Raw genomic sequence first — 18452 nt, forward strand, 5'->3', positions numbered from 1 at the left:
CCGGTGCGGTGCGAGCGGGACACTCGTGCCGGAAACGCGCCGAGGCGCCCGGGGTGGCACCGCGGTGTCGGTCCCGGCGCCTAGAATCGGCCGGGTGGCTCACCCCGACCAGGCCCAGCGCTCCCCCGCCGCCGAGACCCTGCAGCGCGTGTTCGGTTACGACGCGTTCCGCGGTGATCAGGCGGACATCGTCGAAACCGTGATCTCCGGCGGAGACGCGCTGGTGCTGATGCCCACCGGCGGCGGGAAATCGCTGTGCTACCAGATCCCCTCGCTCGTGCGGCCCGGCGTCGGCGTGGTGATCTCGCCACTGATCGCGTTGATGCAGGACCAGGTCGACGCGCTGCGCAACCTCGGCGTGCGCGCGGGATTCCTCAACTCCACGCAGGATTTCGGCGAGCGCCAGCGCGTCGAAGAGGCGTTCGTCGCAGGTGAGCTCGACCTGCTCTACCTGGCGCCGGAACGGCTCTCGGTCGAGTCGACCGTGCGGCTGCTCGACCGCGGGAAGATCGCGCTGTTCGCGATCGACGAGGCGCACTGCGTGTCGCAGTGGGGCCACGACTTCCGGCCCGACTACCTGATGCTGTCGTCGCTGCACGAGCGCTGGCCGGACGTGCCGCGCATCGCGCTCACCGCCACGGCCACCGAGACCACGCACAAGGAGATCTCCGCGCGGCTCAACCTCGACGGCGCGCGCCACTTCGTCGCGAGCTTCGACCGGCCGAACATCCAGTACCGCATCGTCGGCAAGAACTCGCCGCAGAAGCAGCTGCTCGAGCTGCTGCGCACCGAGCACAAGGGCGACGCGGGGATCGTCTACTGCCTCTCGCGCGCGTCGGTGGAGAAGACGGCGGAGTTCCTGGTGCAGAACGGAATCCGCGCGGTGCCCTACCACGCGGGGCTCGACAAGCGCACCCGCGCGGAGAACCAGTCGCGGTTCCTGCGCGAGGACGGGCTCGTGGTGGTGGCCACCATCGCGTTCGGCATGGGCATCGACAAGCCGGACGTGCGGTTCGTCGCGCACCTCGACCTGCCGAAGTCCGTGGAGGGCTACTACCAGGAGACGGGCCGCGCGGGCCGAGACGGGCTGCCGTCCACGGCGTGGCTCGCCTACGGGCTGCAGGACGTGATGCAGCAGCGCAAGATGATCGAGAACGGCGAGGGCGACGAGGCCCACCGCCGCCGGCAGGCCGCGCACCTCAACGCCATGCTGGCGCTGTGCGAGACCGTCGAATGCCGCCGCACGCAGATCCTCGCCTACTTCGGCCAGACCGGCCAACCCTGCGGCAACTGCGACACCTGCCTCGCCCCACCCGAACGCTTCGACGGCACCATCCCGGCGCAGAAGCTGCTCTCCACCGTCGTGCGGCTGCGCAACGAACGGCGCCAGAAGTTCGGCGCCGGCCAGATCATCGACATCCTGCTCGGCAAGACGACCCCGAAGGTCACCCAGTTCCAGCACGACACACTCAAGGTTTTCGGCATCGGCACCGAACTGCGCGAGCAGGAGTGGCGCGCGGTCGTCCGGCAGCTCCTGGCGCAGAACCTCCTTGCCGTGGAAGGGGACTACGGCTCTCTGGTCCTGACCGACGGCAGCGCCTCGGTGCTCAACGGCTCACGCACCGTGTCCCTGCGGCGCGAACCGGAGCGCCCGGCCCGCGCCGCGCGTACTTCCCGCCGCGGCACCGCCCCGGCCGTGGAAATGCCCGCGGAGGCCGCACCACTGTTCGAACGCCTCCGCGCCTGGCGCGCCGCCACGGCCAAGGACCAGGGCGTCCCCGCCTACGTGATCTTCCACGACGCCACGCTGCGCCAGATCGCCGCCGAACGCCCCGGCTCGCTCTCCGACCTGGGCACCGTCAGCGGCGTCGGCGAGGCCAAGCTGGCGAAGTACGGCGAGAGCGTGCTGGCCGCGTTGGCGGAGGAATAGGGGCCGCGGGCTGGGAAGCCGGCGATGAAGGCGCACTCTGGCGGGCATCGCCGCCGGTCTCGCGCGGCGGCAGCGAGCGATCGGGTTCGCCGTCCTCAGCTGGACGAAGCCGAAGCGGCGCCCGGCCGCGGCGGTGGCCCGCAGGTGGTTCGAGAACGCACCCCCGAACGTCAGCAGGCGGTCGTGACCTGGTCTGCCGCCGCGGCCGGTTCCGGTGACCGGCGTTCACCAGGTGAGCATACGGTCGCTTCGGCACCCGCCGGCTCACCTCGCGTCGGTCAGTGGCCCGGCTTCGGCTTGGTCACGTCGGAGACCTTCTGGGTCACGCCGTTGATCTTCGCGTGGTACTTGCCCTTGGTCTTCTGGTCGACGAATTGGGCGGCCTTGCCCACGGCCTGGTTGACCTTCTCGGGGTTCTTCTTCGCGTACGACGTGACGGCACCGGCCGCGCCGGCCAGTACGGCGAGTCGTTTGAGCATTGCCATGGAGTCCTCCCGCGGGTTTCTCGTCATCCCCTCAACGCTGCGATGAGTACCCGGAGTTCCCCGATTCGAACATTCCGGGCGCGGGCGCGCCGAAATCCCCGCGACCCACGACGTCTGACCAGGCATGATCGGCCCCATGCGAGATCTCGCGGCGCTCCCGAAGGCGCACCTGCACGTCCACCTCGAGAGCACCGTGCGGCCGGCGACGCTGCGCGAGCTGGCCGACGCCAACGACGTGCCGCTGCCGGGTGCGGCACGGGCGTTCACCGGGTTCCGCGACTTCGCCGACTACAACTCCCTCATCCGTGCCTGCCTGCGCACGCCGGAGGACTTCGAGCGCGTCGCCCGGGAGTTCTGCGTGGACGAAGCCGCGCAGGGCACGCGGTACGCCGAGGTGACGTTCACGGCCGCGTCGCACGGCGAACGGCTGGGGGATCTGGAGATGCCGCTCGACTCAGTCCTCAAAGGACTGTCCGAAGGAGACGTCGAGACCCGCGTCCTCCTCGATCACTCGCGCCGCCGGTCCGTCGAACGCGCCGAGCGCACGCTGCGGCTCGCCCTGGCCCACGACGAGGTGGTCGGCCTCGGCATGGCGGGCGAGGAACGCCACTCGCTCGCTCCCTTCGCCGGCGTCTTCGCCAAGGCGCGCGAAGCCGGGCTCCACCTCGTGCACCACGCGGGCGAGGACGCCGGGCCCGCGAGCATCCGCGAAGCCCTCGACGTCGGCCGCGCCGAGCGCCTGGGCCACGGCATCCGCGTGCTCGACGACCCCGAGCTGGTGGCCGAGGTCCGAGACCGCGCGATCGCGCTCGAGGTGTGCCCGACCTCCAACGTCGTCCTCGGCCTGGTGCCGGCCCTGGCGAAGCACCCGCTCCCCTGCCTCGTCGCCGCGGGCCTCGCCGTCACGCTGAACACCGACGTCCCCTCGGTCACGCACACCACGCTGACCGACGAGTACACCACCGCGCGCGACACGTTCGGCTACGACGACACCGCTCTCGCGGCCCTCGCCGAAACCGCCGTCACGGCGTCGTTCGCGCCGGAGGAGACGAAAACCGCGCTGCGCAAGGAGATCGCCGCGTGGCTCACACCGGCAGCAGGCGCGTGACCAGCGTGCTCAGCTGCTGCACGTTGCGGCACTCGTGCATTTCCACAAGCTCCGCGTACGCCAGCGCCGCCGAGTCGCCGGTGGACCACAGGGCGCGACGCTCGGGGTTGAGCCAGTAGACGTGCCGCGCGCGATCGCGGATGGCACGGACGGCGTCGAGGTTGGGGTCGCCGCCGTTGGTGCGCGCGTCGCCGAGGATGAGCACCGACGTGCGCGGGCCGACGGCGTCGAGCCACTTGCCGGTGAACCCGCGCAGGGCGCCGCCGTAGTCGCTGTGCCCGTCCCAGCGCACCACGGCCGCTTCTTCGAGGATGCGCGCGCCGAGGTGCTCCGGGTCGGCGACACCCGCGGTGACCAGGTGCGTGACCTCGTCGGTGCTGTCCACGAACGCGAACACGCGCACCTTGCTGAACTGGTCGCGCAGCGCCTGCACCAGCAGCATCGTGAAGTTCGCGAACCCCGCGACCGAACCCGACAGGTCGCACAGCAGCACGATCTCGGGCCGGCCGGGCCGCCGGTGCCGGAACGCCGGACGCACCGGCACGCCACCCGTCGACAACGACCGCCGCAGCGTGCGCCGCAGGTCGATCTGTCCGCGGGTGGTGCGCTTGCGGCGCGCGGCCAGCCGGGTCGCGAGCTTGCGCGACAACGGCTGCACGGCGCGGCGCAGCTCGGCCAGCTGCGCCCGGCTGGCGATCAGGAAGTCCACGCGGTCCGCGGCCGGCGCGATCGCGTGCTTGGCCACGCGGTCGCGGCCCCGCACCTCGGCCGCGCGCCGGCGGGCCTCCGTGCGGACGTTCCCGCGGAAGTCCTCGACACGGCGGCGGACCTCGTCGCGCGTGAGCCGGTCGGTGAACTCGCCGCCCTCGTCGGAGCCGCCGCCCGCGGCCCGGATCGCAGCGAGCACGCGCACGATCAGCGTCTGCGGCTGCAGCCGGTCCAGCGTCTGGTGCGCGGAGAACCCGCCGCCGGCGCCGGAACCCGCGCCGTACCCGCCGAGCATCTCCACGGCGACGCCGGCCAGCTGCGCCAGCGCCTGCTGGTCGCCTTCGGCGAGCGCGGCCGCCACGGCCTCCCGCAGCTGTTCGAGGTCCCGCGGCCGGTCGTCGCGCGCCAGCTCGGGCACGCCCACGCCGGCCGGGAAGTACAGGTCGAACGCGGCGTCGAACACCGCCCGCTGCCCGCCGCGGCGCACGAGCGCGGCGGCGAGGCCCTCGCGCACGAGCTCGCGGTCGTCGAAGCCGAGCACCTCCAGCGCGGCCCCCGCGTCGACGGTCTCGGCCGGGCCCGCCGGGATGCCCTGCGCCCGCAGCGCCTGCACGAACGCCGTGAGCCGCTCGGTGACGCCGGGCGCGCTCAAGACGCGTCCAGCACCTGGTCGAGCTTGAGGCCCGCGCCGGCCTTGGTGATGTCGTCCTGGTGCTTGAGCACCACGCCGAGGCTCTCGCGCACGATCTGCTCGTCGAGCGTGCCGGAGCCGAGCTCCAGCAGCGTGCGCGCCCAGTCGATGGTCTCGGCGACCGACGGCAGCTTGCGCAGGTCCATGGCGCGCAGCGCGGCGATCACGCGGACCACGGAGTCGGCCAGCGCAGCATCGATGCCGGGCACGCGCAGCTTCACGATCCGCAGCTCGAGCTCCGGGTCGGGGAAGTCGATGTGCAGGAACAGGCAGCGCCGCCGCAGCGCCTCGGACAGCTCGCGCGTCGCGTTGGACGTGAGCACCACGAACGGGTCGCGGGTGGCGGTGATCGTGCCCAGCTCGGGCACGGTGACCTGGAAGTCGCCGAGCACCTCCAGCAGCAGGCCCTCCACCTCGACGTCGGCCTTGTCCGTCTCGTCGACCAGCAGCACGGTGGACTCGGTGCCGGAGATGGCCTGCAGCAGCGGGCGGCGCAGCAGGAACTCCTCACCGAAGATGTCGGTGCGCGCGTCCTCCCACGTCTCGTCGCGCCCGGCGGTGATGCGCAGCAGCTGCTTGGCGTGATTCCACTCGTACAGCGCGCGGGCCTCGTCGATGCCCTCGTAGCACTGCAGGCGCACGAGCCGCGAGCCGCTGACGGCGGCCACGGCCTTGGCCAGCTCCGTCTTCCCCACGCCGGCCGGGCCCTCGACGAGCAAGGGCTTACCCAGCCGGTCGGCGAGGAACACGGTGGTCGCCACCGCCGTCGAGGCGAGGTAGCCGACCTCGGCCAGCTGCGCCGACACGTCGTCGACGGACGAGAAGAAACCGGTGCCCACGTGACCTCCTAAGCGGATGCTCACCTCGCACTGTACTGGCCGGGCCTCAGTCCGTCTCCACGATCCGCGCGAGTGTGCGGTTGAGCTCCGCCACCGTCACCCCCAGCCGGTCAGGCTGGCCGGCCCGCTGCTGGTCGCCGCCCACACCGACGGCCCGGCCGGGGCGGGCACGCTCGTCGCGGGACCGGTCACGGCGCCGCCGATGGTCGCCGCGGGCCGCACCGCGACCGTGGCCCGGCCGGCACGGTGCGGGAGCCGAGCGGCCGGTCGCGAGCTAGCATCTGGCCACGTGACCTACGTTGCGGCGACCAGCCGATACGACTCGATCCCCTACCGGCGCTGCGGGCGCAGCGGACTGAAGCTGCCCGCCATCTCCCTGGGCCTGTGGCACAACTTCGGCCACGACCGGCCGCTGCAGGTCCAGCGCGACATCCTGCGCCGCGCCTTCGACCTCGGCATCACGCACTTCGACCTGGCCAACAACTACGGCCCGCCCTACGGCTCGGCCGAGTCCAACTTCGGCCAGATCCTCGCCACGGACTTCAAGCCCTACCGCGACGAGCTGGTGATCTCGACCAAGGCCGGCTACGACATGTGGCCGGGCCCGTACGGCGACTGGGCCTCGCGCAAGTACCTGCTGGCGTCGCTCGACCAGTCGCTGGGCCGCATGGGCCTGGACTACGTCGACATCTTCTACTCCCACCGCTTCGACCCGGAGACTCCGCTGGAGGAGACCGTCGGGGCGCTCGACCGCGCCGTGCGCTCGGGCAAGGCGCTCTACGTCGGCATCTCCTCCTACAACTCCGAGCGCACCGCCGAGGCCGCGCGCCTGCTGCGTGAGCTGGGCACGCCGCTGCTGATCCACCAGCCCTCGTACTCCATGTTCAACCGGTGGACCGAGGACGACCGCCTGCTCGACACCCTCGAAGAGGCCGGAGCCGGCTGCATCGCGTTCTCTCCGCTCGCCCAGGGTCTGCTCACCGACCGCTACCTCGGCGGCGTGCCGGCCGACTCGCGCGCGGCGCAGGGCAAGTCCCTCGACCCGGACACGATCACCGAGAACCGGCTCGCGAAGATCCGCGGCCTCGGCGAGATCGCCACGCGCCGCGGCCAGTCGCTGGCGCAGCTCGCGCTGGCCTGGGCCCTGCGCGACCCGCGCATGACGTCGCTGGTGATCGGCGCGAGCAGCGTCAAGCAGCTCGAGGACAACGTCGCCGCGCTGGACAACCTCGAGTTCACCGCCGAGGAGCTGGCCGAGGTCGACCGGTACGCGACGGAGTCGGACATCAACCTCTGGAAGCAGTCGAGCGACAGCTGACGGTCCGCCGGTGGCCGGTGGCGATGTTCGCGCCACCGGCCACTGTGGACGGTCGTCGACGGCTCACCCGGCGCGGGTCGGCCGCGGTGCCGGCAGGTGCGAGGTCTCCGGGAACAGGTGCAGCGCGCGCAGCGCCGCGCCCAGCTCCGCGATGTCCTGCGGGTCCGTGAGCGAGCGCCCGAGCTCGTCGGTGATGCGGCGCAGGCGGTGGCGGATCGTGTTGGGGTGGCAGAACATCCGTTCCGACGTGAGTTTCGTGGAGCCCTGGCAGTCGAACCACGCGCGCAGGGTCAGCAGCAGCACGTTGCGGTCGTCGCCGGGCAGGTCGAGGATCGGGCGCAGCACGTGGTGCGCGAGCTGCACCGACGCCTCCGGCGCGCTGGCGACCAGGCCCGCGAGCGGCGACTCCGTGAACTGCACCAGGCCCGTCGAGCCGGGCGCCATGCTGGACAGCGCCACGCGGGCGAAGTGCAGCGCCCGGGACGTGTTGCCCAGGCCTGAGAACACCGGGCTCATGCCGACGCGGCCCACCGGGGCTTCGCGCAGCAGGTCGATGGTCACCTTGCACGCCGACGGGTCGCGCAGCGACACCACACCCACCTGCAGGTCCGGCGTGAGCCGCCACGCCGAGGCGTGCTGGGCTTCGCGCAGGCGCTGCTCGATCTTCGGCAGCGGTTCGTGGCCCAGCCGCGGCGTTTCGGCCGCGACGACCACGAAGCTGCCGTCCACGGTCAGCTCCAGCACGCGGGCGATGTCCCACAGCGTGCCCTCGGTCGCGGCGCCGCCGGCGAACAGCGCCTCCACCAGAGCGGAGCGCCGGTTCTGGTGCGCCACCACGACTTCGGCCGCGGTGTCCCGATAGGACGAAGTGAGCGCCTCGGCGTAGTCGTCGACCAGCGCCCACACCGCGGACGTCGCGGCGACGAGCCCGGCGAGGTCCTGGTGGTCGCCGCGCGCGGTCAGCAGCACGAACCGGTGCCACACCTCGGTGAGCCCGATCCGGTACGCGCGCAGGACTTCCGGCAGCGGCGCGCCCTGCAGCGCCCGCGCGCGGCCGGTGGCCCGCGCCTGGGACAGGTCGGGCACGTCTTCGCCGCGCAGCGTGCGCATCACGTAGTCGAGGTTGGCGCGCACGGACTTGCGCAATTCGGCGTGGGTGACGAACCGCTCGTCGCGGTAGACCGGCATCTGCTCGAGGATCTGGTGCGTGGTCGCTTCGATCAGCTCGGGCATGGCGGTTTCGACCTCGGCGGCCAGCACCGAGACCACGGGGGCGAGCCCGTCGCGCAGAACTGTCTGGTAGTGCATCAACGCCCTCCAGGCCTGGGCGAAGGGCGCTCGCGCGCCCCTCACCCGTGACCGTACGGGGACTCGTCGTTGAGCCCTCGGGAAGGTCATCTAACACGACACCCGATCACTCGGCCGGGTGAACTTGTGACACTTGCCGCGAATGCGGAAGAACTGATGTAGAACTTCCGCATTCGCGGGTCACATCTTCGCGGCGGCCGCCTTGATCGCCTCGCGGATGCGGAAGTACGAACCGCAGCGGCACACGTTCTCGATCGCGTCGATGTCGGCGTCGGTGGGGTTCTTGGTCTTCTTCAGCAGCGCGACGGCGGCCATGATCTGGCCCGGCTGGCAGTAACCGCACTGCGCGACGTCCTGCTCCAGCCACGCCTCCTGCACCGGGTGCAGCTTGTCGCCGTCCGCCAGGCCCTCGATCGTGGTGACCTCGCGGCCCTCACACTCGGAGACCGGCGTGACGCACGGGTTCATGGCCTCGCCGTCGAGGTGGCTGGTGCAGGCCTTGCAGACGTTGATGCCGCAGCCGTACTTGAGGCCGCGCACCTTCAGCTTGTCGCGCAGCGCCCACAGCAGCGGCAGGTCGGCCGGCGCGTCCACGGTGACGGTCTTCCCGTTCACCACAAAGCTGTAGTTGGGCATGGGAACTCCTTGCGGTGGTGGGGAAGATCAGCGGGGGAACGGATCGAAGTCGACGGGGAAGTTGATCGGGAAGCTGCGCGGCTTGATGCCGGTCGCGCGGGCGTAGGCGTTGGCGATGGCGCCCACCGGCGCGGGCAGCCCGAGCTCGCCGGCGCCGCCGATCTCGCTGCCGTTGGCCGGCATCACGAACACGTTCACGTCCATCGGCGCGTTCTTCTGCCGCGCGTAGTGGAACTGCGAGTAGCTGCCTTCGAGCGGGAGTCCGTTGTCGATGTGCAGGCCCGCGGTGAGCGTGGTCGAGATGGCGTCGGTGAGGCCGCCGAGCATCTGCGACTGAATGCCGCGGGGGTTCACCGGCTTGCCGACGTCCACGGCGATCGTCGCCTTGGTCACGCGCGGGTTCTTCGGGTCGCGCGCGTCCATCTCCACCAGGCAGGCGGTGTAGGACTTGTACTCGCCGTGGACCGCGATGCCCTGGGCGAAGCCCTTCGGCATCTTCTTGCCCCACTCGCCGAGCTCGGCGACCTTGTCCAGCACCGCCTTCTGGCGCGGCTCCTTGATGAACTCGCGGCGGAACTCCAGCGGGTCCTTGCCGAGCTTGGCCGCGATCTCGTCGGCCATGATCTCCTCGGCCCCGCGGGTGTTCGCGGAGTACACCGAACGCCACGCCGAGGTGTGGAACTTCAGCGGCACCTCGTTGAGCAGCTGCGTCGTGACGCCGTAGTTGTAGGGCGACTTCACCGTCAGCAGGAACACCGTCTGCGCGAAGCTCAGGTTGCCGCCCACGGGCAGCTTCGCGGCGAACGCGGTGAGGATCTCGCCGAGGCCGTGGCCCCAGTCGGTCTCGACACTGGCCACGCGGTGCTCGAAGGTGAGCACCTGGCCGAGCGCGAACGTCGCGCGGATCTTGTGGTGGCTCGCGGCGCGGGCGCGGCCGTGGCGCATGTCGTCGATCCGGCTCCACATGAGCCGGACGGGCTTCTTCATGGCCTTGGAGATGTGCGCGGCTTCCAGCGCGGCGTCGAAGAACAGCCGGCGGCCGAACGAGCCGCCGCCCTGCTGGACGTGCACGGTGACCTTGTTCTCCGGCAGCCCCAGCTCCTGCGCGATGGTCTGCTTCGCGACGATCGGCGACTTCAGGCCGGCCCAGATGGTGGCGCTGTCCTCGCGGACGTCGGCGACCGCGGAGTTCGACTCCATCGGCGCGTGGCTGACGAACGCGAAGTCGAACTCGCCGTCCACGTACTGCGTCAGCAGCGGCGGCACCACGAACGGCAGCGCCGCGGCCTTCAGCTTCTTCGTGATGGACGCGTTGTTCTCGCCGTCGACGGTGCCCGCGTTCCAGGTGACGTCGAGGGCGTTCTTGCCGTCGAGCGCCTGGCCGAAGGTCTCGGCCATCACCGCGACGCCGGTCTGCACGACGGCGATGTCGATGATGCCGGGCATCGCGCGCACGGCGGCCTCGTTGTTGACCTTCTTGACCGTGCCGTTGATCGTCGGCGGGCGCCGCACCATCACCGGCATCGCGCCGGGGATGTCGAGGTCGAGCGTGTAGACCTGCTTGCCCGTGACCATGGCGAGCGCGTCTTTGCGCGACGTCGGGGTGCCGACCAGCGTGTGGGCTGACTCGGCCTTCGGCTTCACGGCCGCGGTGGGCAGGTCCGCGCGGGCTGCCGGGCCGGCGAGCACACCGTAGGAGGCCTTGCGCCCGTCCGGCGAGCGCACGAGACCGTCGCGGGTCGACAGGCGCGCCGCCGGGACGTTCCACTGCGAGCTCGCGGCGGCCACCATCCGGGCCCGGGCCGTCGCGGCGGCGGTGCGGATCGGGTCGTACAGCGAGCGCATGGTGTTGGAGCCGCCGGTGAGCTGGTTGAACAGCAGTTCCGGGCGCGCGTCGGCCAGCACCACGTCGACCTTGTCGAGCGGCAGGTCCATCTCTTCGGCGACGAGCATCGCGCTGGCCGTGTTGATGCCCTGGCCCACCTCGGCGCGCGGCAGCTGCAGGCGCACGCGGCCGTCGTTGGTCACCTCGAGCACGAGCATGCCGGCCGTGGGCGCGTTCGAGAGTGTGAGCACGTCGCCGAGGTCGAGGATCTCGGCGGGCTGCGGCAGCGTGGGCACCACGGCTTCGGCCTTGTCCGGCACGAGGGTGTCGAACGACAGCTTCGTCGCGACGGTCAGCGTCGGCGCGGCGACGAGGTAGGTGAGGAAGCGGCGGCGGCCGACGCGCCCGTCGTCGTCCGGCGCTGCGTTGTCCGGCTCGGTACCGCCCTGTGGTCCGGGGCTGGTGGTGGGACTGGCCATCGGGAATCCCTTCGAGGCACTCGCGCCGGTGCGGACGGCGCGGCCGGGCGAGCGCCGCTGCGACGGTGCAGCCCGGGTGGTGGGGTGTGACGCGGTGGTGGAACGGGAGGTCTGGCGCGCCACGCTAAGGACGTGACAGAATCGACGCAACGCGCAGTAGTCGTGTCGACTGATGTCTGTGACGAGGTAACAGCCGACCGCCTTCGAATGTGCGTCGTGACACATTCACCACTGGTCGGATCGGGTGTTCACGGGGGTGCCGACGGGTGAGCGCGGGCTGCGCCGGATGGCCGTTCGTACACTCGTCACGCCTTGGCTCCGCGCGCCCTGCGCCGGGATGGCGCCGACAGCCCGTATCGTCGCCTGGACGCTCTGCCGCTGGTCACCGAACGGGTGAAAAGAAGGTTTCCTGCCGAAGCCGGTTACCTTGGCAGTGATGACATCGGCACGAGTAGGAAGCGGGCGGCACGTGGTGGGCGCGGGGACTCCGCCGGTCGGCACGCCGGCCGGGATGCGCAGGATCAACCAGCGGGCGGTGCTCGACCTGCTGCGCCGCGGCGGGCCGGCGACGCGGCCGCAGGTCGCGAAGGACACCGGGCTGTCCAAGCCGACGGTGAGCCAGGCGCTGCTGGCACTGGAGGCCGCGGGCCTCGCGCGGGCGACCGGGCACACGTCCACCGGCACCGGCCGTTCCGCCGTGCTCTACGAAGCCGACCCCACCGCGGGGTACGTGCTGGGCGTGGACATCGGGCGCGAGCACATTCGCGTCGCCGTGTCGGACCTGGGCCGCACGGTGGTCGCGAGGCGCGACGCCCGCAACACGGCCCGCTCCGGCAGCGCGCTCGTCGCCTCCGTCGGCCGGCTGGCGCGCGAGATCGTGGCCGAGGCCGGGCTGACCGACGCCGACATCGTGGTGCGCGTGCTGGGCTCCCCCGGCGTCGCGGACCCGGCGAAGCGCTGCTTCCGGCACGCGCCGAACCTGCCGGGCTGGGGCAAACCCGGCCTGCTCGACGAGCTGGAGGCCGCGCTGGGCGCCGGCCTGGTCGTGGAGAACGACGCCAACCTCACCGCCGTCGGCGAGTGGGAAAGCGGCGCCGCCCGCGGCGCGTCCGTGGTGGGCTGCCTCATGATCGGCACCGGCGTCGGCATGGGCCTCATGGTCGACGGCCGCGTCTTCCGCGGCGCGACGGGCGCCGCCGGCGAGATCGGCTACCTCCCCTACGGCCGCACCCAGTCCGGCGGCGAGGTCCCGGCCCGCGGCCACCTCGAAGAGGCCACCGCCGCCCAGTCCGTGGTCCGCGGCGCACGCGAACTCGGCCTGGGCACGGCGAAATCGGCCCGCGAGGTCTTCCGCCTGGCCCGCGAGGGCGACGAACTGGCCCAGCGCGCGGTGCGGACGGAAGCCGACCGGCTCGCCTACACGGTCGCCTCCGTGGCCGCCGTGGTGGACCCCGAACTCATCGTCCTGGGCGGCGGCATCGGCACCGCCGCCGACCTGCTGCTGGACCCCATCGACCGCGCCCTGCGCTCCTTCACGCCCCTCGTCCCCACCGTCGTCCAAGGCGAACTGGGCGACGACGGTGTATTGACGGGGGCGATGAGTGTGGGGTTGCGGGCCGCGGAGGGGTTGGTGTTCGAACGTCGGGTCGGGGCGGCCTGAACCTCACTGCGACCCGGCCGCGAGCCGGGACGCCTCGGCCAGTTCGGCCAAGTGGTGCAGCGAGTTGACGAGGTGGTCAGGGGGGAACGGCGGGAACCGGATACCGCGATCGCGGATGAACTGCGGTACCGCCGCCCAGTCGTAGGTGAGCGTGACTTCGGTGCCGGACGGACCGAGCGGCGTGAGGTCGTAACGCCAGGTCCAGCCCCCGAACTCCAGTTCGCCGTCTTCTTTCTCCTGTCCGGTGAACCAGCCGACGACGCGCGGCGGCTCGAGCACGTGAACCTTGTTGACCACCCGGTAGCCGGTGGCGTAGTACATGTCCATCCGGAACAGCTGCCCCACCTCGGTGAGCAGCGCCCGGTCGACGGGTTCCCGGACCCAGCCGGTGCCGTCGATCGCGGCGTGGGTCGCCGGGTCCGCCAGGACCGCGAAAACCGTGCCGGCGGGTACTGCGATGGTCAGGGTGGCACTCACGTTCTTCTCGGCCATGACGGGCACGCTCCTCATCAGTTCGTCTCGGGCTTCCTCCCGTGTGAAGCCCTGCGCACCCACTCGACGAACGCACCGGCGCCGGTTCGACACCGCGGCTGAACATTCCCGCGCGGCCCAGAGCTCGGCCGCGGTGGTCGGCGGGCGGCCGGGGTGGAATCATCGGGCGTTGTGAGCATCGAGCCCGACCGGCGTCTGATCGACCCGGAGCGCGTGGCCGCCGCTGTCGCCGGGTTGGGGGACAGGGCGGTCATCGAAGAGTGGGCCGGGCGGTTCGCCGTGGTGGCCGATCCGTCGCGGCTGGCGTTGCTCGTGTCGATCCACTACGCGCGCGAGATCAGCGTCACCGACCTCGCGGCGGCCACGGGCATGACGGACACCGCCGTTTCGCAGGCGCTGCGGCTGCTGCGAGCCCACGGATTCGTGACCGCGCACCGCGACGGGCGTGTGGTGCGGTACCGGCTGGCGGACGCGACCGTGCACGAGCTGATCCACCGCGTGCGCCCCCACGACACGGGTGCCGCGGAAGCGAGTCCGGACCGGTAGGTTTGCGCTCATGATCGGACTGCCGGACACCATCACCGCCTGTCTGTTCGACCTCGACGGCGTGCTGACCGGAACGGCCGTGCTCCACCGTGAAGCGTGGAAACGGACGTTCGACGAGTTTCTTCGCGGCCGGGACGGCGACACGTTCCGGGAGTTCACCGACCACGACTACGCGGCCTTCGTCGACGGCCGCCCGCGCGCCGACGGCGTGCGCGAGTTCCTGCGCTCCCGCGACATCCGGCTGCCCGAAGGCTCCCCCGACGACGGTGTGAACGAGCCGACCGTGAACGGCGTCGGCAACCGCAAGAACGAGCTGGTCCTGAAGATCATCGAAGAACGCGGCGTGAACCCCTACCCCGGGTCCGTGCGCTACCTCGAAGAGGCGAAGGCGGCCGGCCTGCGCATCGCCGTGGTGACGTCGTCGGCCAACGGCGCGAAGGTGCTCGAAGCCGCGGACCTCACGAAGTTCGTCGAGGCCCGGATCGACGGACTGGTCATCCGGCGCGACAACCTCAAGGGCAAGCCCGCCCCCGACTCCTTCCTCGCCGGCGCGAAGGCGCTCGGTGTCGAGCCTGCGCACGCGGCCGTGTTCGAGGACGCGCTCTCGGGCGTGCAGGCCGGGAGCGCCGGCCACTTCGGATACGTGGTGGGCGTGAACCGCGCCGACCAGGCCGCCGAACTGAAAGCCCACGGCGCCGACGTCGTGGTCGACGACCTCGCCGAACTCCTGGAGAAGGCATGACCGAAACGCCGTTCGGCTACGAGTGCTCGCCGTGGGAGCTGCGCTGGCGCGGCCTCGACGTCGACGCGCTGCAGCGCACGGAATCGGCGTTCGCGCTGTCCAACGGCCACATCGGCTTGCGCGGCACGCTCGAGGAAGCCGAGCCGCGCGGACTGCCCGGCACGTACCTCAACGGCTTCTACGAGCAGCACGAACTGCCCTACGCCGAAGGCGGCTACGGCTACCCCGAGGAGGGGCAGACCGTAGTCAACGTGACCGACGGCAAGATCCTCCGGCTGCTGGTGGAGGACGAGCCGCTCGACATGCGCTACGGCACGGCGCTGGAGCACGACCGCGTGCTCGACTTCCGCAGCGGCACCCTGACCCGCTCCACCGAGTGGTCCTCCCCCACCGGCCGCCGCGTGCGCGTGAAGACCGAGCGGCTCGTGTCGTTCACGCAGCGCGCGATCGCGGCGATCCGTTACGAGGTGGAGCCGCTCGACGAGGACCTGCAGCTCGTGGTCCAGTCCGACCTGCTGGCCAACGAGCCGATCGAGTCCGACGCCCGCGACCCACGCGTCGCCGCCGCTCTCGACACGCCGCTGGTGTCGCAGTTCAACCGCGCGGCGAACTACCAGGCCGTGCTCGTGCACCAGACGCGCAACTCCGGCCTGCGCATGGCCGCCGCGATGGACCACAAGATCGAGGTCGACGACGGCATCCACACTCGCATCCACAGCGAGGACGACCTCGCGCGGCTCACGGTCGCCGTCGACGTCCCGAAGGGCGGGCGCCTGCGGATCACGAAGTTCCTCGCCTACGGCTGGTCCGCGCAGCGGTCCGTGCCCGCGCTGCGCGCGCAGGTCGAGGCCGCGCTCGCCGGCGCGCGGCAGACGGGGTGGAAGGGGCTGATCAGCGAGCAGCGCCAGTACCTCGACGACTTCTGGGCGACCTCGGACATCGAGATCGACGGCGACCCCGAGCTTCAGCAAGCCGTGCGGTTCGCGCTGTTCCACCTGCTGCAGGCCGGGGCCCGTGGCGAGCAGCGCGCGATCGCCGGCAAAGGCCTGACCGGTCCCGGATACGACGGACACGCGTTCTGGGACACCGAGACCTTCGTGCTGCCCGTGCTCACCTACACGATCCCGGGCGCGGCTAGGGATGCGCTCAGCTGGCGGCACTCCACAATGGACAAGGCCAAAGAACGCGCGAAGCAGCTCGGCCTGAGCGGCGCGGCGTTCCCGTGGCGGTCCATCACCGGCGCCGAGTGCTCGGCGTACTGGCCCGCGGGCACCGCGGCGTTCCACGTGAGTGCCGACATCGCCGACGCCGTGCAGCGCTACCTCAACGCGACCGGCGACGAGGAGTTCGAAAGCGGCTGTGGCGCCGAGCTCCTGGTGGAAACCGCGCGGCTGTGGGCTTCACTGGGCCACTACGACCGGCACGGGCACTTCCGCATCGACGGCGTGACCGGCCCGGACGAGTACTCGGCGGTGGCGGACAACAACGTCTACACCAACCTGATGGCGCGACGGAACCTCCTCGCCGCGGCGCAGGTGTGCGAGAAGTACCCCGACGACGTGCAGCAGTTCGAAGTGGACATCGCGGAGATCGACAGCTGGCGCTCCGCGGCCGAGGCGATGTTCCTGCCCTACAACCAGGAACTCGGCGTGCACCCGCAGTCGGAGGGCTTCCTGGAGCACGACGAGTGGGACTACAAGGGCACCGGCCCGGCGTTCTACCCGCTGCTGCTGAACTACCCGTACTTCGACCTGTACCGCAAGCAGGTCGTGAAGCAAGCCGACCTCGTGCTGGCGTTGCACTTGTGCGGCGACTCGTTCAGCCCCGAGGAGAAGGCCCGCGACTTCGCCTACTACGAGGCCCGCACGGTGCGCGACTCGTCGCTCTCGGCCGGCACGCAGGCCGTGATCGCGGCCGAGGTGGGCCACCTGGACCTCGCGTACGACTACCTGGCCGAGGCCGCGCTGACCGACCTGCACGACGTGCACAACAACGTCCGCAACGGCCTGCACATGGCCTCGCTAGCCGGCGCGTGGCAGGGCACCGTCGCGGGCTTCGGCGGCCTGCGCGACCACGGCGGGCAGCTCTCGTTCGCCCCTCGCCTGCCCCGCCAGCTCGGCGGCATCACCTTCCGCCTGGCCTTCCGCGGCACGCGCTTCCAGGTCGCCATCCGCCCGGGCGAGGCCACCTACCACGTCCTCGAGGGCGAGCCCTTGGAACTCGTCCACCACGGCGAGCGCTTCATGGTCACCACGGACCCCGTGACGCTCCCCATCGCGGACGTCGACCCTGGCGACCCGCCGCTCCAGCCCTACGGCCGCGCACCCCAACGCCGGGACGGGTCGAAGCTGCGCCAGTTCGTGTCCCCGGAGGCCTGAGTTTCCCCGGCCCCGCGGGCGCTCAGGCTCCGCGGGGCTCTACCACCACCACACCTGCGCCTGCAGCCACCCCGAATCCGCCGGCCGCACCACAAACCGACGCTCAGGCGTCCTCAGCGTCTTCGGTGCCCGGTGGCGGCTCCACTTCCTCCGTATGGCTCGGCGTCAGATCCGGCCCCGGAGCCGTGGGCACCTCGGAGCGCACACGGCTGGGGTCGGGCAGCGTCAGGTCGTCTTCGTCGTCCTCGGAGCGGTCGCGCGGGAAGAGCTCACGTGTCATGGGTCCGGGATACCTCGTTTCGGCCTGGTCGCACCAGGGGTGTCACGCGGCTGGACGCGAACCCGTGCTGTCCGGCGTTGTGGCGAGCGCGTCGAGCAGGGTGAGCAGGAGGCCGTCGCGGGTGGACCACGGGCAGATGGCCATGCGGCCGCCCGTGATGGTGAGCAGGGCTTCGGCCACGACGGCGCCGCCGAGGGCCTGCTGGGCGCGCTGGCGCGAAATGCCGGGCAGTTCGGCGCGTTTCGCCGACGGCATGGCGGCCAGGCGCGGGATCCAGACGCGCAGGTCGTCGAGGTGCAGCTCGCGGTCCTTGCCGGGGCGGTCGCCCGCGAGGCGGGCCAGCTGGCGCAGCACCTTCGAGCAGCCAACCACGCGGTGGTCGGCGAGGTGCTCCGTCGCGTCGCCCAGGGCGCCGGACACCTCCTCCAGCACGTGCTCACGCAGCGCGCGGACCCGCTTGGACCGCACCGGCGGCTCGGCGGGAAACCAGTCGCGCGTGACCGAGCGGGCACCCAGCGGCAGCGAACGGGCGAACTCGGCCTGCGAACCGCCGCCGGCCGACAGCTCCACCGTGCCGCCGCCGATGTCGAGCACCAGCAGCGGGCCCGCGGACGCGCCGTACCAGCGCCGCGCGCCTACGTAGGTCAGCTCGGCCTCGCGCCGGCCGGAGAGGAACTGCAGCTCCACGCCGGTGTCGCGGCGGACGCGGCGCACCACCTCGGTGGCGTTGGCCGCGTCGCGGATCGAAGACGTCGCCAGCGGGAACACGTCGCGTACGCCGTGTTCCTTCGCCACGGCCACCCCGTCGGCCACCGCCGCGGAGATGGCGGCGATCCCGCGCGGGCTCAGCCGGCAGTCGTCGTCGAGCTCACGGTCGAGGCGCAGCCGAGTCTGGTGGCTCAAGGCCGGCTCCAGCGGCGTACCCCCGGGCTCGAGGACGACAAGGCGGGCGCTGAACGAACCCACGTCCAGCACTCCTGCAGCCGGCCCCGCTACTCTGCGCACAGTCAGGCCTACCTCGCTTTCG

17 protein-coding genes are annotated in these 18452 nt (G+C 71.5%); 7 read left to right on the forward strand and 10 right to left on the reverse strand.

Going from position 1 to position 18452, the window contains the following annotated elements; genetic code table 11:
- The first annotated feature begins 94 nt into the window (after positions 1 to 94).
- On the forward strand, positions 95 to 1930 hold the full coding sequence (recQ, locus tag AB0H62_RS14470; protein WP_360586341.1) for a DNA helicase RecQ: 1836 nt from the start codon (positions 95 to 97) through the stop codon (positions 1928 to 1930).
- Between the two features lie 278 nt (positions 1931 to 2208).
- Here recQ and AB0H62_RS14475 read toward each other — a convergent pair whose 3' ends face one another.
- Complete coding sequence (locus AB0H62_RS14475) at positions 2209 to 2415, reverse strand: antitoxin (RefSeq protein ID WP_220247869.1); 207 nt, start codon at positions 2413 to 2415, stop codon at positions 2209 to 2211.
- 136 nt (positions 2416 to 2551) lie between these two features.
- Between AB0H62_RS14475 and add the strand changes: the two genes are divergently transcribed.
- Positions 2552 to 3523 carry an adenosine deaminase gene (add, locus tag AB0H62_RS14480; RefSeq protein ID WP_360586343.1) on the forward strand — a complete coding sequence of 324 codons (972 nt, stop codon included), beginning with the start codon at positions 2552 to 2554 and terminating at the stop codon, positions 3521 to 3523.
- On the opposite strand, the gene AB0H62_RS14485 is transcribed toward add, so the two are convergent.
- The 3 genes from AB0H62_RS14485 to AB0H62_RS14495 all read right to left on the reverse strand — a co-directional run bounded on the left by AB0H62_RS14485 (position 3501) and on the right by AB0H62_RS14495 (position 5983).
- Positions 3501 to 4883: a VWA domain-containing protein gene (locus tag AB0H62_RS14485; RefSeq protein WP_220242186.1), complete on the reverse strand. Its 1383-nt coding sequence runs from the start codon at positions 4881 to 4883 to the stop codon at positions 3501 to 3503. The genes add and AB0H62_RS14485 overlap by 23 nt on opposite strands.
- Positions 4880 to 5761 (reverse strand): MoxR family ATPase, encoded by an 882-nt coding sequence (locus AB0H62_RS14490; protein WP_220242187.1) that lies wholly within the window; start codon positions 5759 to 5761, stop codon positions 4880 to 4882. The genes AB0H62_RS14485 and AB0H62_RS14490 overlap by 4 nt, the downstream gene beginning before the upstream one ends.
- A 96-nt stretch (positions 5762 to 5857) precedes the next feature.
- Complete coding sequence (locus AB0H62_RS14495; protein ID WP_360586346.1) at positions 5858 to 5983, reverse strand: hypothetical protein; 126 nt, start codon at positions 5981 to 5983, stop codon at positions 5858 to 5860.
- Between the two features lie 67 nt (positions 5984 to 6050).
- Here AB0H62_RS14495 and mgrA point away from each other — a divergent pair, with 67 nt between their 5' ends.
- Positions 6051 to 7079 carry an L-glyceraldehyde 3-phosphate reductase gene (gene mgrA / locus AB0H62_RS14500; RefSeq protein WP_220242189.1) on the forward strand — a complete coding sequence of 343 codons (1029 nt, stop codon included), beginning with the start codon at positions 6051 to 6053 and terminating at the stop codon, positions 7077 to 7079.
- A gap of 63 nt (positions 7080 to 7142) precedes the next feature.
- On the opposite strand, the gene AB0H62_RS14505 is transcribed toward mgrA, so the two are convergent.
- From AB0H62_RS14505 to AB0H62_RS14515, 3 genes are all read right to left on the reverse strand, one after another.
- The gene (locus tag AB0H62_RS14505) at positions 7143 to 8387 is read right to left on the reverse strand and encodes a helix-turn-helix domain-containing protein (protein ID WP_220242190.1); all 1245 of its coding nucleotides are present in this window, start codon (positions 8385 to 8387) and stop codon (positions 7143 to 7145) included.
- 180 nt (positions 8388 to 8567) lie between these two features.
- Complete coding sequence (locus AB0H62_RS14510) at positions 8568 to 9023, reverse strand: (2Fe-2S)-binding protein (RefSeq protein ID WP_220242191.1); 456 nt, start codon at positions 9021 to 9023, stop codon at positions 8568 to 8570.
- A 27-nt stretch (positions 9024 to 9050) separates the two neighbouring features.
- Positions 9051 to 11327 carry a molybdopterin cofactor-binding domain-containing protein gene (locus tag AB0H62_RS14515; protein ID WP_220242192.1) on the reverse strand — a complete coding sequence of 759 codons (2277 nt, stop codon included), beginning with the start codon at positions 11325 to 11327 and terminating at the stop codon, positions 9051 to 9053.
- A gap of 511 nt (positions 11328 to 11838) precedes the next feature.
- Here AB0H62_RS14515 and AB0H62_RS14520 point away from each other — a divergent pair.
- Positions 11839 to 12987 carry an ROK family protein gene (locus AB0H62_RS14520; RefSeq protein ID WP_220247870.1) on the forward strand — a complete coding sequence of 383 codons (1149 nt, stop codon included), beginning with the start codon at positions 11839 to 11841 and terminating at the stop codon, positions 12985 to 12987.
- Positions 12988 to 12990: 3 nt separating this feature from the next.
- Here the strand turns inward: AB0H62_RS14520 and AB0H62_RS14525 are convergent, their stop codons facing one another.
- Positions 12991 to 13479, reverse strand: coding sequence for an SRPBCC family protein (locus tag AB0H62_RS14525; protein WP_360586350.1), 489 nt, complete (start codon positions 13477 to 13479; stop codon positions 12991 to 12993).
- Positions 13480 to 13656: 177 nt separating this feature from the next.
- Here AB0H62_RS14525 and AB0H62_RS14530 point away from each other — a divergent pair, with 177 nt between their 5' ends.
- From AB0H62_RS14530 to AB0H62_RS14540, 3 genes are read left to right on the forward strand one after another with little or no spacing between them, the layout of a single operon-like run.
- A complete protein-coding gene (locus AB0H62_RS14530) occupies positions 13657 to 14025 on the forward strand; it encodes a metalloregulator ArsR/SmtB family transcription factor (protein WP_220247871.1) in 369 nt (122 codons plus the stop codon).
- Between the two features lie 10 nt (positions 14026 to 14035).
- Positions 14036 to 14767, forward strand: coding sequence for a beta-phosphoglucomutase family hydrolase (locus AB0H62_RS14535; protein ID WP_220242194.1), 732 nt, complete (start codon positions 14036 to 14038; stop codon positions 14765 to 14767).
- Positions 14764 to 17145 carry a glycosyl hydrolase family 65 protein gene (locus AB0H62_RS14540; RefSeq protein ID WP_360586352.1) on the forward strand — a complete coding sequence of 794 codons (2382 nt, stop codon included), beginning with the start codon at positions 14764 to 14766 and terminating at the stop codon, positions 17143 to 17145. Before AB0H62_RS14535 ends, AB0H62_RS14540 begins: the two co-directional genes overlap by 4 nt.
- A 103-nt stretch (positions 17146 to 17248) precedes the next feature.
- Here AB0H62_RS14540 and AB0H62_RS14545 read toward each other — a convergent pair whose 3' ends face one another.
- Both AB0H62_RS14545 and AB0H62_RS14550 read right to left on the reverse strand, forming a co-directional pair.
- On the reverse strand, positions 17249 to 17425 hold the full coding sequence (locus tag AB0H62_RS14545; protein WP_360586354.1) for a hypothetical protein: 177 nt from the start codon (positions 17423 to 17425) through the stop codon (positions 17249 to 17251).
- Positions 17426 to 17467: 42 nt separating this feature from the next.
- Positions 17468 to 18430: an exopolyphosphatase gene (locus AB0H62_RS14550; RefSeq protein ID WP_360586356.1), complete on the reverse strand. Its 963-nt coding sequence runs from the start codon at positions 18428 to 18430 to the stop codon at positions 17468 to 17470.
- Positions 18431 to 18452: the final 22 nt, after the last annotated feature.

Source organism: Amycolatopsis sp. NPDC050768 (assembly GCF_040654155.1).
Lineage (GTDB): Bacteria > Actinomycetota > Actinomycetes > Mycobacteriales > Pseudonocardiaceae > Amycolatopsis.